We start from the raw sequence: 15375 nt of genomic DNA, 5'->3' as shown, positions 1-15375 counted from the left end.
GGCGAGATATGCTTCGAGACATATTATAAAGGTGCATGATCTTGTAGGTATACGGCGACGGGGTAGATTAAGGGATGTCGATCAAAGATGACCTATTAAGGAAGGGCTACCTTCCTGAGAATCTTCCTCCGACATTTACGACGGAAGCGCTTGGTATTTATCTAGCACAAAAGCGCACTTGGTATTCCCAGTCTCGCGATGCTGTTCGCGCGGCTACCTACAATGCGTCCAAGCGCGGAATGACACGGCGAGTTTTTTCACTCGTGCATCCCGAAACAGGCCACGATTTAGCAGAGTTCATTTCAAATCGGGAAATTGAACTCACTCGATTCTTTCAACAAAGTCAGTTTAGCCTATCTGTACCCCGCGTGACGCCCGATGGTGAGCGCGCCGTAGAAATTGCAACGCATTCGGAATTGGAGTCAGCCCGGCTAGCGAGGCTCGCGCCTTACCGTTTCGTCGCAAAGACGGACATCTCACGATTTTATCATTCGATCTACACCCACTCTATCCCATGGGCCTTTCACGGTAAGGCGGCTTCTAAAGCAGATCGGCGCGCGAACTCCGCCAACCTCTTTATGAACCGTCTAGATCTTATCCTTCGCGCTGGGCAAGATGGACAGACAATCGGAATTCCAGTTGGGCCGGACGCCTCCCGCTACATTGCCGAAGTGATCTGCACCGCTATTGATCAGGAATTTGTCGCACGGGGCGGCGCCGCCGGGTGCGCGGTCTTACGCCACGTGGATGATGTATGGATCGGCGCCAACTCGCACGCCGAAGCTGAGGCTGCGCTTTACAAGTATCGCGAGGCGATCCGAGCGTTCGAGCTCGACATCAACGAGACGAAGACGCACATTTACTCTGAAAGCTTTCGCTTCTCCGATAGCTGGCCAAGCGACGTCGCTTCCCGAATTGAGTTCGCGCTTGCTTCTCCTCCAAGGCGAGTATCAGAGCGTCTGCGCGCCGCACTTGAGCATGCGTTCGCGCTTACAGTAGCGGGCGGCGACGACGGCATTCTGAAGTACACTCTGCGCTATTTGGACAAATCCAATCTGCCCGCAGCGCAGTGGGAGGTGGTCGAGCCATTCCTAAAGCGTGCCGCAGTCCACTATGGGCACACCATCGATTTCGTGGCACGCATTATTGTATGGCGACACCTCGCCAAACGTGACCTCGACATCCAAGCATGGGGCAGTATCCTTGCTGCACTGCTTGACCGACATGGCCGCCTCGGGAACGATGGCGAGGTCTGCTGGGCTCTCTATGCTGCCCTGCGCCTGGGCATTCCGATCCCGCTCTCCGTCGCTTCAGAGATCTCGAAAAACTGCGGTGCTATCTCAATCGTGGCATTGCTATCCGCCGCGCAAATAGGCCTTGTCGATCAGGCAATTTTTGGTGAGACGGAAAATCTCATTATCGCCGAAGATGCCTCTGGCCCTTACTGGCCGCTATTTCTCGAGTGGCGGGTAAGGGGGTGGCCCGAGGGAATCTTTCTGGTTCCGCGCAATACGTTAATCGAGGAACTCATCGGTCAAAACATCTCCATCTTCGATGCCACTCAACTGCCATCCGTTTTCCGCGACCTCGACGAAGATGAATTCGGCGACGTTGAGCACGCAATCGAAGAGCGTAGCAGCTACGACGACGAAGGCGATGAGGATGACAATGAGGAAGAGGACGAAATCGAAGTCGATTTCTGAGTGAAGCGCTCGAACACGAGATTTCCTCCCCTCATTCTATTTCGACGGGCTTGCCATTCCCGTCTGAGTGCTGTTGCGAGCTGGTCCGCGATCAGGATGCGGTCGCCTTGGGTTTCCGGCCGCGCCGCTTGGGCGCTGGCGTTACTGGCGCAGGCGTGGGGAGCGGCCCCGTCCCCCGCCCTTTCCGGCCCAAACCGATCTTCTTGGCAAGGCTCCTGCGCTGCTCAGCATAGTTCGGCGCCACCATCGGATAATCCGCAGGAAGCTTCCACTTTGCGCGATAGGCATCGGGCGTCAGCTGGTAATGGGTCATAAGGTGCCGCTTCAGCATCTTCAGCTTCTTTCCATCCTCAAGGCAGACGATGAAGTCCGGCTTGATCGATGTGCGGACGGAAACCGCCGGCTTCTGCTGTTCCTCCGCTACGGGCGCCGGCACGCTGCCGAGGCTGGCGAGAGAGCCGTGGACATTGGCAATTAGTACCGGAAGATCACTAACCGCGACGCTGTTGTTAGCGACGTGCGCGGAAACAATGTCAGCCGTGAGCGCGAGAAGATCGAGCGTGCTGTCGGTCGTGTCGTTCATGAGCTTCCTTTGTGATGGAAAAGCGTCGCGGCCGAGGCAGCCGATCTTGGTGACCGATGCTATTTCGAACGGGTGCGTCTTGGCAATGATCGATCGCCCCATGCCGCTCGTCGCCACTGAAGTGGCGTTGTACCAACTCGCCGGACAAAGGTGTTGGTGAAGTGGCTTTGATCGGCAAAGCCGCATTCGAGCGCGATCTCTGCCAGCGGGTAATGCGATTCTGCCAGGAGGTCCTTGGCGAGAATAATCCTCTGTCCGATAAACCAGGTGTACGGCGCGATCCCGACCGTGTTGGTGAAAGCCCGGACGAAATAGCTCATCGATAACCGGCAAGAGCGCGCGAGGTCAGAGATCGCAATCGTTTCCCCGAGGTTCGCGCTCATGGTTTCCTTCGCCAGCCGCTCTTGCCACGACGCCAGGCGAGGCCCCGCGGGCGAGTAGGCCGTCCGGCGCTCGCGCCTTCCCGTCTGTGGCAAAAGAGACGGCGCGCAATCGCCCCGCCGCGAAACGCGCGCGTTGGGATACTCGCCGGCCTTCAACCGCGCCTTGCCGCCATCGCGACCCCCGGAGGGACAATGGGCAGGCTACGGACGCGGAACGCGGTCTGATCGCCGATCCCAATAGTCGCCACGCGTGGGACATTGACGCCTGGAAAGGGCGTCCGTGTCAGGACACGGCGTGAGGACCCTATTACTCCCTGTCGTCCCTGACACTTGGCGAGACGAAAAGGCGGCCCTCCGGCTGCAAATATTTCTTGGAGACGGAGGTGTTTGCAGAGCCGGTGGTCGCGCGGGCTCGAATCCTGCACATCGTCCGCGCATCGCGGTCAGCGGTCAGAGTGCTCCGGCACTACCGTGATGTGGTGGTAGCGGATGCAGAGGCGCGGGAAGCCTCGCCGCAAAGAGCCATCCGCAAATACCGTTCAGCGCGTGCCAATTCCTTCTGGACGGTACGCTTGTGGAGCCCGAATTTGGCGGCAATCTCGGCCTGCGTCTTCTCGTCTCGCCAGGCCGCCAGAAAGATGTCGCGACGCTGCGCTGGCAGGGTCTCGAGCGCGTCAAGCACTCGCGCCAGGGCAAGCCTTGCGGTCGCCGCGCGCTCAGGATCCGGCGCGTCGTCGGTGAGATCGACGACTGCGGCGGCGTCGGCAGGCGTGAACAGCATTTCATGGCGCCGCCGGTTTTTCGCGAGATTGATTGCCATTCGATAGAGATAGGAGAGTGGATTTCTGATCTCTCCGACAACTGCGCCTCTCTCGAGCTTGAGATAGGCGTCGTGGAGCGCCTCCGCCGCGGCATCTGGCGATCGCAAGGCGCCGCTGAGCCTGACGAGCAGCAAATCATATTCTGCCTCTAACAGGGCGAGCAGGCGCTCGAGGGCCACGTCCGCAATTGGCTCGGAACGAGATGAGCCGCCGGAAACCGCAAGGCTCCGCCGTTCAGAAGCACCGCGCTGCCCGCGAAAAGGTAAAGCGCCACTGTCCTTCACGGGCTCCCTCGGCATAGCCGCCTCGTTGGCCGTTCGGGATGGAACTCGCTCCTGCGATGGGCGCCCCAAAGCCCGTCGATCGCGAGATCTCGACCAGTGCAACAGAGCCGCGATGTTGTGTGCTGATTGGGCAAGGAAGCGTCCATCCTCCGGGGTAGCGCGGCCGGCGACGTCAGCGCGTGGTCGATCTCCCAATCTGGCATGCGCTCCAACTTGCGAGTCAATCTCAACAACATAGCCGCTGCTATTCCTCGATACAACGTGACAAGCGTTCACGCTGACTGCATCGACCGAGAGCATCTGCCTCCCAGAACGTACATGTATTGCATGGTAATTCGAGGTTTGAGCGCAGCAGGCAAGCAGTCCTCAAAACTACGGGCCAAGTTGGTCCGGCTACATGCGGCGTCGGCATCTTGAACCCGCACGCCCGCGGAATGGCGTGCGAGCGTGATGATTTGCCGGCGGACCGCCCTAGCCGATAATCTCCTCGATGAGCAGCAAGCCCAGGAAGCCGACAAAGAACATGGCGCTGATCAGCGGGCTGTCGGGCCGCTCATGGGCCTCCACCAACAGTTCCTCGGTGACCAGATACAGCAGGGCCATGAGTCCGAAACTCAGGAAGCCCGCAATCACGATCGGCGGAAAGGCCGCAACCGGGGTCGCGACCAGCGCCCCGACGGGAAGCAGCAGTGCCAGTGCGGCGGTTATGGCGATCACCTTGCGCCTTGAGCGCACAGTCTCCCCGAGCTCGGCTGTCACCGTCAGTCCGAGGAACAGCACCTCGAGCGTGAGCGCGATCGTCAGCAAGAGGCCCGCCTTGGCGCCCGCAACAAACGCCAGCCCGAGCACCAGTCCATCGATGAGGATGTCGATACCAATGGCACCCAGCATCGCCACCGGCCCCTTGGTCCGCCCCTCCAGTCCCTTGAGCGACAGCATGACGGAGACGCCGAGCGCGCCGCCGATGAAGGTCGCCACGGGGGACGCTTCGTGCATGACCTGCGGCAATATTTCCGCAGCGGCGGCCGCGAACACCACGCCGGCGGCAAGATGCTGCATGGCGCTCACGAACCCTGCGCTCGGCTGACGCCAACTCGCCCATATCGAGCCCAGGATCACGGCCAGCACCGGGATGAGCGTGTACTGCAGCGCCAGCATATTTCGTTCTCCTGCGAGCCCTAGATCCGACGACAGGCTTGGGCAGCATACCCCTGACGGTTGATCGTCATCTGCCCGCCGGTTGCGTCGGCCGTGATCCGATCGCCGATATAGCGCAGCCCTTGCCCCGGAGCCGTCAGCCGCGCCGGTTTTCCGCCCGTCGAACTGCGCATCTCGATGGTCAGGCCGTCGACAAGGAAGTCGACGGTGATTTTCGCGCCGTCATCGCATGCATAGATATGTCGTCCGATGATCTGCGGGTTCGTGCCCGCGAAATGATCTTCGTCTTGCGGATTGGACGAGGGCGCCTGACTGGAGCAGCCTGCCGCGCTCAATACAATAAGGGCTGCGACCACGAGAGGAACCCCTGAAGGTCGCAAGCGTCGTAGCACCTGCTTCACCGCCGGCCCAATTTCCGTGGGCGCGACGAGCACCTAGCGAGCCTTGCGCTTGGCAACGCGGCGATCGCCGCGCGAAAGCGGTCGCGCAGCCTTGGAGCCGGGTCTGAGGTAGCGCTCGAGAGCCCCGTCCGATTCCTCCATACTGGCCAGGATGCGGCCTTTCATCTTGCGCGCAGCCAGAATCGAGACGAGGCCCCAGCAGCGCGTAGTGTGCCGCACCTGTGCTCCGGACGATGTCGCGTCGATCTGATAGGCTTCCTCGAGCATCATCAGGCCCCGCAGCCCTGTCATCCAACTGATTTCCGTCGGTTTGCGCAAGCGCGTGATCGTCGCAGGCGCCGTCAGTGGCTTGCGCAGCCAGGTGGTGTAGTACGTGTACCCGATCGCGCTACCTTCCGAGGCGACACCCGACAGCCGGATGAACGGGTGCCACCGCGCAAAGCCGCCAAGGTCGGACACCGCCGTCCACACACGCAGCGGTGACGTCGACAGGCACGTCACATGCTCCACCTCAAACATGGTCCCGATCCTTGAAGGCAAGCAGCCGCAGGGCGTTGAACACGACGACCAACGTCGAGCCCTCATGTGCCAGCACTGCCGGACCGATGCCGAGGCCCAGGATCGTCGCCGGCAGGAGCACCGCGACGACGCCAAGGCTCATATAGAGGTTCTGGCGAATGATCCGGCTCGTCTGTCGGCTAAGGCCAACCGCGAACGGCAAATGCGCAAGATCGTCGGCCATCAGGGCAACATCTGCCGTCTCGAGGGCGACATCCGATCCGGCCGCTCCCATCGCAATGCCAACGGTCGCATTGGCCATGGCCGGCGCATCGTTGACGCCGTCGCCGACCATCGCCACCTTGTCCTGCGCCTTCAGCTTCTTGATGGCTTCGACCTTGTCCTCGGGCATGAGATCGCCCCATGCCTCGTCGAGTCCGACCTCCTTGGCGATGGCGTCGGCGACACGCTGATTGTCCCCTGAGATCATGATCATGCGCGTGATCCCAAGTTTGTGCAGTCGCGCGAGCGTCGTGACCGCGGCGCCACGCGGCGCGTCCATCAGCCCGATTACGCCGAGATAGTGATCGCCTATGCGAACGATCATTGTCGTCCGGCCTGTCTCCTCAAGTTTCACACCGGCATCGCGCAGGCCTTCCGGCAACGGAGCGCCGTCGACCTCTCCGAACAATTTGGGACTGCCGATATGGACAGCCTCTCCATCGACCATGGCCTGGACGCCGCGACCCGTGATGCTGCGCAGGTCGGTCGCGATGGGGATTGGCGCCTCCCCGAGCCGCTCGCGACCACCAGCAGCAACGGCGGCAGCGAGTGGATGATCGCTCAGGCTTTCAACGGCGATGGCAATACGCAGCAAATCCGCTTCGGTGGCGCCGTCGGCAGGAATAACGTCCGTGATCTGGGGCCGGCCTTCTGTCAGCGTGCCAGTCTTGTCGAAGGCGATGGCGCGTAGAGTGCCGAGATTCTCGAGTGGCCCTCCCCCCTTGACCAGCACGCCACCGCGCGCGGCGCGAGCAATCCCCGACAGCACCGCGCTCGGCGTCGCGATCGCGAGCGCACAGGGGCTGGCAGCCACCAGCACCGCCATGGCGCGATAGAAGCTGTCACGAAATGGCTCGTCGATCACGACCCAGGCGAACAGCAGCAGCACGACGAGCACCAGGACGGAGGGCACGAAGATCCGCTCGAAACGATCGGTGAAGCGCTGGGTCGGCGACTTCTGCGCCTCGGCTTCGCCTACCATCTGCACGACCTTGGCAAGCGTGGTATCCTTCGACAAGCGCGTTACCTGTACCTCGATCGCGCCTGCGCCATTGATCGTCCCTGCAAAGATCCGATGCGCCGCGGCAACCTTGTCTGGCTGCGCCGCCGACGCCGCCGGATCATCGACCGGTCGCTTGTCCACCGGCATGCTCTCGCCGGTGACCGGCGCCTGGTTCACGCTCGAGATGCCGACGATCACGAACCCGTCGGCCGGCATGCGTTCGTTGGGCTTGACGATCGCGATGTCGCCGATCGCGAGCTCCTCGACAGGGATTTCCCGGGTTTGCCCGTCCCGCCGCACAAGCGCGGTCTGAGGCGCGAGCTCAGCGAGCGCCTCGATGGCGCGCTTGGCCCGGCCCATCGCATAATGTTCGAGCGAATGACCCATGCTGAACAGGAACAACAGCAGCGCGCCTTCCGCCCAGGCACCCAGCGCGGCCGCGCCGGCAGCGGCCACGAGCATGAGCGTGTCGATCTCGAACCGCTTCATGCGCAGATTGTCGATCGCCTCACGCAGCGTGAAATAGCCGCCCGAGCCATAGGCCAGAATGTAGGAGGCCATCGGTATCCAGGCGGGCGCGTTGGAAAGCTTCTCCACGCCGAATCCGACAGCCGCGAATGCGCCGCACATGATGGCGAAAATGATTTCGGTATTCGCACCGAATATCATCCCGCCATGCGCGTGATCATGCCCCTCGCCTTCTTTGCCGGCGCCATGATCGTGCCGCTCATGACCCTTTTCATCGCCATGATCATGGCCAGCGTGGGCGTCGGCAACGTCCGCCGCCGCGGGCGGCGGCGGCGTCCTCCCCGGCTCAGCACGGACGCCGAGACCCATCTCCCCGAGCAGCTGACGAATATCGCTCTCTGAGATTGTCTCACGGTCGAAGTCCAACCGCACCACGCCTGACGCCGATGCATCGGCCTCGACGATACCAGGAGCGAGTAGCAGTCGTTCCGCGACAGTACGCGCGCGGCGCTGGTTGGAGAGTCCTTCGACATCCCAGCGCAGATGCCCAAATCGCTCGGTGATCTTCGCGCCTTCGCTTTGCGCGAGTTCGCGAATGCGCGGCAAGGACAGGAAATCCGGGTCATAATGGACGCAAAGCTTCGCCGGCGCATCGCCTTGCGCCGCGACGATATGGGCGTCGAGGACACCCTCCCGCGCGCTTAGACTGGCCACGAGGCGCGCCACACAGCCATCGGCCGTGTCATCGACTTCCGGCAGGAGAAGCGGCAATTGCAGGCGCAGCTTTTCCGTCATTGCTCATCGCCCGGCATGTCGCTCGGGGCGAAGCTTGCGGCTTCACCCCCCACAATCTCGACAACTTCCAGGGTCATGAGGCCGATGCCGGTCACATCGGCGAGCGAAGCGACAAAGGCACGAAGCCGCGCATCCTCATCCACGATCTCGATGACCAGCGACTGATCGTCCTCGAGAATATGATGGCGGTGGACATGCGCTGATCGGCCGAAGCCGACCAATGCCTGGAGCACCGTCACCCCGGCCACCTTCGCATCACGCGCACGCGTAGCGACGACCTCGAACACCTTGCGGTCGCCAAAATATGAGGCTTCGTCGGTGTAGATGCGCAGCAATTTTGCTTGTTCATTCATCTTCATTTCCTCTCAGAGCGCAGCCGGCGCGGCATCGGGTGCCGCGTCGTCATGCTGTTTGGGATTCCGGCGCGAGATCCGCTCGCCCAGGCCCAGCACCACCTTGGAGATGGCAGGGAGCACGAGCAGGGTGAGGATCGTCGCCGCGATCAGGCCGCCGATCACGACGGTCGCGAGCGGCTTCTGCACTTCGGCGCCGGTGCCATGAGCGAGCGCCATCGGCACGAAGCCGATCGCGGGCACGAACCCGGTCATGATGACTGCACGCATCTTTTCCCTGCAACCATCAACGATCGCCTGACTCAGTTCGAGTCCGCCTTCGAGGCGCTCTCGAATGGCCGACATCACGACGAGACCGTTGAGAACTGCGACGCCAGCAAGACAGATAAAGCCGACCGCCGCCGAAACGGAGAAGGCTATGCCTGTCAGCCACAACGTATAGACGCCGCCTGCAAGGCCCAGCGGGACGGCCAGGAACACGGCCGCTGCGCGAGCAATCCCGCCCAGCGCCATGTAAAGCAGCCCGAAGATTGCCACGAAGCACAAGGGCACGACGATCGACAGTCTGTCGGACGCCGCCTGGAGATTCTGGAACTGACCGCCCCACTCCAGATAGGAGCCGGCTGGCACCGCCACCTTGTCCACCTTGGCCTGCGCCTCGAGCACAAATGATCCGATATCGCGACCACGCACATTGGTCTGGATCACCACGCGCCGCTTGCCATTCTCGCGGCTGATCTGGTTCAGTCCTTCGCTGAACCGGAACTGCGCCACCTGCGACAGCGGGACGGAACCCCGAACCACGTCCCCATCCTGTGGAAGCAGAACCGGAAGGGCGGCAAGTGCGTCGAGACTGAGCCGGGTCGTGTCGGGAACGCGGACCGTCACTTCGAAGCGTCGATCTCCTTCGAAGAGCAACCCCGCTTCACGCCCGCCCATCGCAGCGGCCACCGTATCGGCGACCTCCTCAATCGTCAGGCCGTAGCGCGCGATCGCGGCACGATCGAACTTCACATCCAGCGTTGGCGAACCGCTGGTCTGCTCGGCCTTCACGTCGGCGGCGCCAGGGATGCTCTGGAGCACGCGGACGATCTGCTGGGCTGCCACCCCCATCTTGTCGAGATCGTCGCCATAGAGCTTGATCGCGACATCACCGCGCACGCCCGCGATCAGCTCGTTGAAGCGGAGCTGGATCGGTTGGCTCACCTCGAAGGCATTGCCGATCTTCGTGCCCGACTTCTCCTCAATGCGTTTGAGCACATCGGCCTTCGACGTGACGCCCGCAGGCCACTCCTCTTGTGGTTTGAGGATAACAAAACCATCGGAAATGTTCGGCGGCATCGGGTCGGTGGCCACCTCTGCGGTGCCGGTCTTGGAGAACATGAGTTCCACCTCCGGCAGGCTGGTGACAGCGCGCTCCACCTCTCTTTGCATCTGCAACGACTTTTCGAGAGACACCGAAGGTACGCGGGTCGAGGCAAGCGCCACATTCTTCTCGTCGAGCTGGGGGATGAACTCCTGCCCAAGGAGACCGAACACCAGCATCGACGCCGCGAAGAAGGCGAAGCCGGCACCGATGAACGGCCAAGGCCGCGCTACCGCCTTGTCGAGCAAGGGCAAGTAGCGTTCCTTGGCCTTGGCGATGATCCACACTTCCTTCTCCGAGACCTTGCCCCGGATCAGGAGTGCCACCATTGCAGGCACGAATGTGAGGGCCAGGATGAACGCCGCCACCAGCGCGAGCATGATCGTGATCGCCATCGGAGAGAAAGTCTTGCCCTCGACGCCCGTGAACATGAGCAATGGCGCGAAGGCGAGCAGAATGATTCCTTGTCCGAACACCGTTGGCTTGATCATCTCCTGGGACGCCCGCATGGTCTCTTCGAGACGTTCGCGCAGGTTGAGCAGCCGCCCTTCATGCTCCTGCCGGTGCGCGAGCCGCGCCAGGCAGTTTTCGATGATGATCACCGCGCCGTCGACGATCAGGCCGAAGTCGAGTGCGCCCAGGCTCATGAGATTGCCCGGCACGCGGAAGGCGTTCATGCCGATTGCCATCATCAGGAACGAGAAGGGAATGATGAGTACGGCGATGATCGCGGCGCGGACATTGCCGAGCAACAGAAAGAGAGCGGCGGCGACGAGGATCGCGCCTTCGATCAGGTTCCGCTGCACCGTTGCGACGGTCGCGTTGACCAGCTTCGAGCGGTCGAGGACCGTCGTCACCTTGATGCCAGGCGGCAACGACTTTCCGATGCCATCCAGCCGCTCACCGACATTGCGCGCAACAACGCGGCTATTCTCGCCGATCAGCATCAGCGCGGTGCCGATCACGGCCTCATGACCGTTCTGGCTGGCCGCGCCGGTGCGCAGTTCGCCGCCGATCTTCACATTGGCGACGTCTTTTACGAAAATGGGTAAACCACCACGCGTTGCGACAATGGCATCCTCGATCTCGTCCATGTCGCGGATGCGCGCGTCTGCACGGAGCAGGAACGCCTCGCCACCCCGGTTGAAGTAGTTGGCGCCCACAGCAAGATTGGATGCTTCCAGTGCCTTGGCGAGTTCCGAATAGGAGATGCCATAGGAGGACAGCTTCACCGGATCGGGCTCGACGATATATTGCTTGGCGTAGCCGCCGATCGAGTCGATCCCAGCGACGCCCTGGACGGTGCGGAGCTGGGGACGGATAATCCAATCCTGCACGGTTCGCAGATAGGCGGCCCGGCCCACTTCGTCCGTCAGCCGAGCACCCTCTGGCGTGAGGAAGCTGCCATCCGATTGCCAGCCGGGCTGGCCGTTGCGGATGGTCGCGCCCTTCCCGCCGGGATTGGCGAAGTCGACCGAATACATCAGCACTTCGCCCAGACCCGTCGTAACCGGGCCAATCTGCGGCTGCACGCCATCGGGTAGGGTGTCACGGGCCTGGGTCAACCGTTCGCTCACCTGCTGGCGCGCGAAATAGAGGTCGGTCTTGTCGGTGAAGATCGCCGAGACCTGGCTGAACCCGTTGCGCGAGAGCGAACGCGTGGTTTCAAGGCCGGGAATGCCGGCCAGGGCGGTCTCGATCGGGAAGGTAACGCGCTTTTCGATCTCGATCGGCGAGAGCCCGCGCTCGACCGTGTTGATCTGGACCTGGTTGTTGGTGATGTCGGGAACAGCGTCGATCGGCAGCTTGGTGAGCTGCCACGCGCCGAAGCCGGCAACGACGAGAAAGAGGAGAACGACCGCCCAGCGTGCGCGGACGGATAGCGCCATAAGGTTCGCGATCATGGGTTCATTCCTGGGATCGTGTCCGCTGCGTCAGCGGTTGGGGCGTAGGACACGGTGATGTGGGAGACAGCGGCAGCATCCGCGATCGGCAAGCGCACGGCATATGAACCGGTGCGTGAGCCTCTGGGGGCGATCCTGCTCCAGCGTGTATCGGCGATCACGTCGGGACGACCATCCGAAAAACGGGCAACGACATGCAGATGCCCGTAAAGCATGCCAAGGGCCAATGCGGGGCGCCGGACCAGGCCGTGGACCAGAACGGTGTCACCGGCGTCCTCGGCATGGACGCTCCAGATTTTCAGCGATTTGCCGGATCTCATATCGGGCGTGATAGCGAGCGCTGGATTGTGGGCGCAGGCCGACGTCAAAACGCCGACCGCGCCTCCTGCAACGATTTGCAGGGCTGTGGCGCGCCTCATTCCTCTTCCCCCGCGCCCTTGCCGAGCTCGGCTTTGAGCAGGAAGGCGTTGCGGGTGGCGATGGCCTGGCCAGCAGGGAAACCCGACGCAATCTCGATCCGGCCGGCACTGCGTTGCCCCGTCGTCACGGGCGTCGCTTTGAAGCCATTGGCGGTACGAACGAACACGACGTCGCGACCATTGACCGACTGCACCGCTTCTTCGGGAACGACGATCGCGCTGGTCGTCGCGCCCCGGCTCGGAATCATCCGCACGCGGACCGCAAGGCCGGGTTGAAGAAGGCCGCTGGTCACGTCCAGGACGGCGGTGGCGGCGCGCGTCTCGCCGCTGAGCGTGGGGGTCACCGCCCGCACCCGTGCATCCACGGTACGGCCATCAGGCAGTTCGACGATCGCCTTGTCGCCCGCTTCGAGGCGAGCCGCATCGGCCGCGCCGACCGCCGCCTCGATCTGGATCTGACGCGGATCAGCGACCCGGAACAATTCGGTCTCCGGTTGCACATAGGCACCTAGACTGACCTTCATTGCGGTCACGCGACCCGAGATCGGACTTGCGAGGACAACGCCGCGACCGTCGGACGTGATGTTGGCGGCACCCGCTGCAACCGCCGCGCGCCGGGCTTCCGCGGCGGCCGATGCAGCTTCCGCCTGCGCGGTCTCCAGATCGACCCGTGCGGAGACCTTCTGGTCATACAGATAGCGTTCGCGGGCCAACGCCTTCTGCGCCAGCGTTGCCTTGGCACCAGCGGCGGTACGGTCCGCCGCGATCTGCGCGGCATCGCGGCTTTCGACCACCGCCAGCGCCTCGCCGGCGCGAACCGGATCGCCGAGCCGCTTCAGGACGCGCGTTACGGCACCACCCGCCCTAGCGGTCACGATAGCCTCGCCGGTCGGTGAAGGAGTGATGATCGCCTGGGATACAATCTCCGCGCCCAGCCCGCCCGCGCTGATCGTCTCGGTGACGACGCCTGCATCCTTGATCGCGGCCGCCGTCATCGTGATCGTATCGGCGGGCGCATCGCCCTCTGCCTCCTCGCTCTTCGCGGCATTCTCGGTTGTGGCGGGAGGTGTGTCGCTCGTGCAGCGCGCGACGGAAAAACCGCCCACAGCGGCGAGCAACACGGCGCCCGCCACGCCGCTCAAAAGGCGCTTGTCTTGGATCATAGGATATCTCCGGAATGAGGCTGGCCAAGGCGCGACGGCCCGGCGATCGACGGCGCGCAGGTCGCCGTCATGATGGGAAAGTGCGTGATGAACTGCACCGCTGGGAAGGAAGGCTGCATCGCTCAGCGTTCCCCCACTTCCGGCGCGGGAGCGGTCAGTCGCTCAAGGCGAGCCTCGGCATCGTGATAGGCCGCCAGCGCATCGGTGAAAGCAGCGCGCGTTTCGGCAAGCGTTCTTTCCGCCTCCAGCAGGTCGAGCTGGCTGAACTTGCCCTGGGCATAACCGACACGGGCAATCCGCGCCGCCTCCATTGCCGCGGCAAGGCCGGGGCCGCCCGTCGATCGGGCCGTCGCCGCCGCATTGGCGAGTTGGGCCTGTGCGCCTGCGATGGCCTGCTCGGCCTCGATGATCGCAATCCTGCGATTGGCGTCGGCGCGATCCTGTTCGGCCCGCGCCTGGCTGACGGCTGCGGACCCGTTGTTGAAGACGGGAAAGGGAATGGCGATCCCCACCACCGCCGCCATGTCGTTGGTCGCCGCGAGGCGCCGGGCACCGGCGCTGACCGTGATGTCGGGCACCCGCTGGGATCGTGCGAGCCGTACCTGGGCGTTGGCGGTACTCACGTCCGCCTGCGCGGCGGCAAGTGCCAGTGTTCCTTCGGGCGTAATCGGCATTGTCGGCCCGTAGCCGCCAACCCGGTCGAACCATGCCAGATCAAGTGCACCGTCGATCGGTTGACCGATCAGGCGCGCAAGATTGCCGCGCGCCACTTCGGCCTCGCGGATCGCCTTTTCCAGTCCAAGCTCGGCGTTGACGCGCAGCACATCGGCGCGCTGCTGGTCGATCGGCGCCCCTGCCCCGGCAGTCACGCGGACGCGCGCCGCCCGGAAGGCATTGCCCGCGATCTCGGCTTGCTGGCGTGCGACCTCCACGTGCCGCTCGGCGGCGGCGGCTTCGATATAGGTCTGGGATATGCGCAGATTGAGGTCTGCAAGCGCGATGGCCGCGTCGATGCGAGCGCGATTGCTGCGGGAGTCGGCGACTGCGATCCGGGCCGACCGCTTTCCGCCCAATTCGATCGGCAAGGCAAGGCTTGCCGTCGTCTCGGCGCTGCGAAGACCGCGATAGTCGCCGGACCCCGCGACATTCTCCGTCTGCACCTGGATTTCGGGATTGGGTCGGAGCCCAGCGATAGTGCGCGCGGCACCAGCGGCGCGCAGGTCCGCGCTCGCAGCATCGATACTGGGGGAGCTACCCCCGGCGATGGTGCGGGCACGATCCAGTGTGAAGACAGGTTGATTGGCAGATGGTGGCGATGTGGCCGTCTGCGCCTGCGCGATCGACGCGCAGGACGTTACGGCCAGTAAGGCCGCGATGACACGATGCATGGATGAAGAACTCCTGACGAACCTCGAGAGCCCACCGGTCGATGCCGGAGGGAGCTAGGGAATCGTCAGGCTTGTGGAGGACGTAACGCCGGGTCGGCCGGCGCGGCCGTCAGGGCTGTTTCCTGTGTCGGCAGCATGATGGATGCGTTCTTATCCTGACCAACGGTGTCGGCTTTCGCCAGTGGCGCGGCGACATGATGGCCATGGCAGCTGCCATGATGGTGGGGATAGCCCTTGTCGCTATCGGCGGGCACCTGGTCGCCGTCGCCGTCGGTATGACCGATTTCGGCAGCACTGTTGGCATCGATGCAGACGATCGGTTCCATTGCATGCGTGATCGATCCCACCCCAAGGGTCAGGAACACGGCCAGGCAAGCAAAAAGGATCGTCAATCGATGCATCT

14 protein-coding genes are annotated in these 15375 nt (G+C 63.1%); 1 reads left to right on the top strand and 13 read right to left on the bottom strand.

Annotated elements, in window-relative coordinates; genetic code table 11:
* Positions 1-74 precede the first annotated feature (74 nt).
* On the top strand, positions 75-1703 hold the full coding sequence (locus K3A84_RS19275) for an RNA-directed DNA polymerase (protein WP_225011156.1): 1629 nt from the start codon (positions 75-77) through the stop codon (positions 1701-1703).
* Positions 1704-1794: 91 nt separating this feature from the next.
* On the opposite strand, the gene K3A84_RS19270 is transcribed toward K3A84_RS19275, so the two are convergent.
* The 13 genes from K3A84_RS19270 to K3A84_RS19210 form a co-directional block, all read right to left on the bottom strand.
* Positions 1795-2286, bottom strand: a complete 492-nt coding sequence (locus K3A84_RS19270; protein WP_225011155.1) for a MucR family transcriptional regulator — start codon at positions 2284-2286, stop codon at positions 1795-1797.
* 59 nt (positions 2287-2345) lie between these two features.
* Positions 2346-2669, bottom strand: coding sequence for a helix-turn-helix transcriptional regulator (locus tag K3A84_RS19265; RefSeq protein WP_225011154.1), 324 nt, complete (start codon positions 2667-2669; stop codon positions 2346-2348).
* Between the two features lie 466 nt (positions 2670-3135).
* Positions 3136-3669: an RNA polymerase sigma factor gene (locus K3A84_RS19260; protein WP_225011153.1), complete on the bottom strand. Its 534-nt coding sequence runs from the start codon at positions 3667-3669 to the stop codon at positions 3136-3138.
* 576 nt (positions 3670-4245) lie between these two features.
* Complete coding sequence (locus K3A84_RS19255) at positions 4246-4932, bottom strand: ZIP family metal transporter (protein WP_225011152.1); 687 nt, start codon at positions 4930-4932, stop codon at positions 4246-4248.
* Between the two features lie 20 nt (positions 4933-4952).
* The gene (locus K3A84_RS19250) at positions 4953-5288 is read right to left on the bottom strand and encodes a hypothetical protein (protein WP_225011151.1); all 336 of its coding nucleotides are present in this window, start codon (positions 5286-5288) and stop codon (positions 4953-4955) included.
* A 78-nt stretch (positions 5289-5366) separates the two neighbouring features.
* Positions 5367-5852 (bottom strand): SRPBCC family protein, encoded by a 486-nt coding sequence (locus K3A84_RS19245; RefSeq protein WP_225011150.1) that lies wholly within the window; start codon positions 5850-5852, stop codon positions 5367-5369.
* A complete protein-coding gene (locus K3A84_RS19240) occupies positions 5845-8379 on the bottom strand; it encodes a heavy metal translocating P-type ATPase (protein ID WP_225011149.1) in 2535 nt (844 codons plus the stop codon). The genes K3A84_RS19245 and K3A84_RS19240 overlap by 8 nt, the downstream gene beginning before the upstream one ends.
* Entirely contained in the window at positions 8376-8732 is a 357-nt protein-coding gene (locus tag K3A84_RS19235) for a DUF190 domain-containing protein (RefSeq protein WP_225011148.1), read from the bottom strand. The genes K3A84_RS19240 and K3A84_RS19235 overlap by 4 nt, the downstream gene beginning before the upstream one ends.
* A 12-nt stretch (positions 8733-8744) precedes the next feature.
* Positions 8745-12002, bottom strand: coding sequence for an efflux RND transporter permease subunit (locus K3A84_RS19230; protein WP_225011147.1), 3258 nt, complete (start codon positions 12000-12002; stop codon positions 8745-8747).
* On the bottom strand, positions 11999-12421 hold the full coding sequence (locus tag K3A84_RS19225; protein ID WP_225011146.1) for a hypothetical protein: 423 nt from the start codon (positions 12419-12421) through the stop codon (positions 11999-12001). The genes K3A84_RS19230 and K3A84_RS19225 overlap by 4 nt, the downstream gene beginning before the upstream one ends.
* Entirely contained in the window at positions 12418-13584 is a 1167-nt protein-coding gene (locus tag K3A84_RS19220; protein ID WP_225011145.1) for an efflux RND transporter periplasmic adaptor subunit, read from the bottom strand. The genes K3A84_RS19225 and K3A84_RS19220 overlap by 4 nt, the downstream gene beginning before the upstream one ends.
* A gap of 122 nt (positions 13585-13706) precedes the next feature.
* The gene (locus K3A84_RS19215; protein WP_225011144.1) at positions 13707-14972 is read right to left on the bottom strand and encodes a TolC family protein; all 1266 of its coding nucleotides are present in this window, start codon (positions 14970-14972) and stop codon (positions 13707-13709) included.
* A gap of 65 nt (positions 14973-15037) precedes the next feature.
* The gene (locus tag K3A84_RS19210; RefSeq protein ID WP_225011143.1) at positions 15038-15373 is read right to left on the bottom strand and encodes a hypothetical protein; all 336 of its coding nucleotides are present in this window, start codon (positions 15371-15373) and stop codon (positions 15038-15040) included.
* Between the last annotated feature and the right edge of the window lie 2 nt (positions 15374-15375).

It is taken from the genome of Novosphingobium percolationis (assembly GCF_020179425.1).
GTDB lineage: Bacteria > Pseudomonadota > Alphaproteobacteria > Sphingomonadales > Sphingomonadaceae > Novosphingobium > Novosphingobium percolationis.
This window is presented reverse-complemented; position numbering and strand designations above follow the sequence as displayed.

Excerpts from the sequence above, each read along its gene's own strand:
- K3A84_RS19275 (WP_225011156.1), top strand. The coding sequence starts at position 75 with ATGTCGATCAAAGATGACCTATTAAGGAAGGGCTACCTTCCTGAGAAT.
- K3A84_RS19270 (WP_225011155.1), bottom strand. The coding sequence starts at position 2,286 with ATGAACGACACGACCGACAGCACGCTCGATCTTCTCGCGCTCACGGCT.
- K3A84_RS19265 (WP_225011154.1), bottom strand. The coding sequence starts at position 2,669 with ATGAGCGCGAACCTCGGGGAAACGATTGCGATCTCTGACCTCGCGCGC.
- K3A84_RS19255 (WP_225011152.1), bottom strand. The coding sequence starts at position 4,932 with ATGCTGGCGCTGCAGTACACGCTCATCCCGGTGCTGGCCGTGATCCTG.
- K3A84_RS19245 (WP_225011150.1), bottom strand. The coding sequence starts at position 5,852 with ATGTTTGAGGTGGAGCATGTGACGTGCCTGTCGACGTCACCGCTGCGT.
- K3A84_RS19240 (WP_225011149.1), bottom strand. The coding sequence starts at position 8,379 with ATGACGGAAAAGCTGCGCCTGCAATTGCCGCTTCTCCTGCCGGAAGTC.
- K3A84_RS19235 (WP_225011148.1), bottom strand. The coding sequence starts at position 8,732 with ATGAATGAACAAGCAAAATTGCTGCGCATCTACACCGACGAAGCCTCA.
- K3A84_RS19230 (WP_225011147.1), bottom strand. The coding sequence starts at position 12,002 with ATGATCGCGAACCTTATGGCGCTATCCGTCCGCGCACGCTGGGCGGTC.
- K3A84_RS19225 (WP_225011146.1), bottom strand. The coding sequence starts at position 12,421 with ATGAGGCGCGCCACAGCCCTGCAAATCGTTGCAGGAGGCGCGGTCGGC.
- K3A84_RS19220 (WP_225011145.1), bottom strand. The coding sequence starts at position 13,584 with ATGATCCAAGACAAGCGCCTTTTGAGCGGCGTGGCGGGCGCCGTGTTG.
- K3A84_RS19215 (WP_225011144.1), bottom strand. The coding sequence starts at position 14,972 with ATGCATCGTGTCATCGCGGCCTTACTGGCCGTAACGTCCTGCGCGTCG.
- K3A84_RS19210 (WP_225011143.1), bottom strand. The coding sequence starts at position 15,373 with ATGCATCGATTGACGATCCTTTTTGCTTGCCTGGCCGTGTTCCTGACC.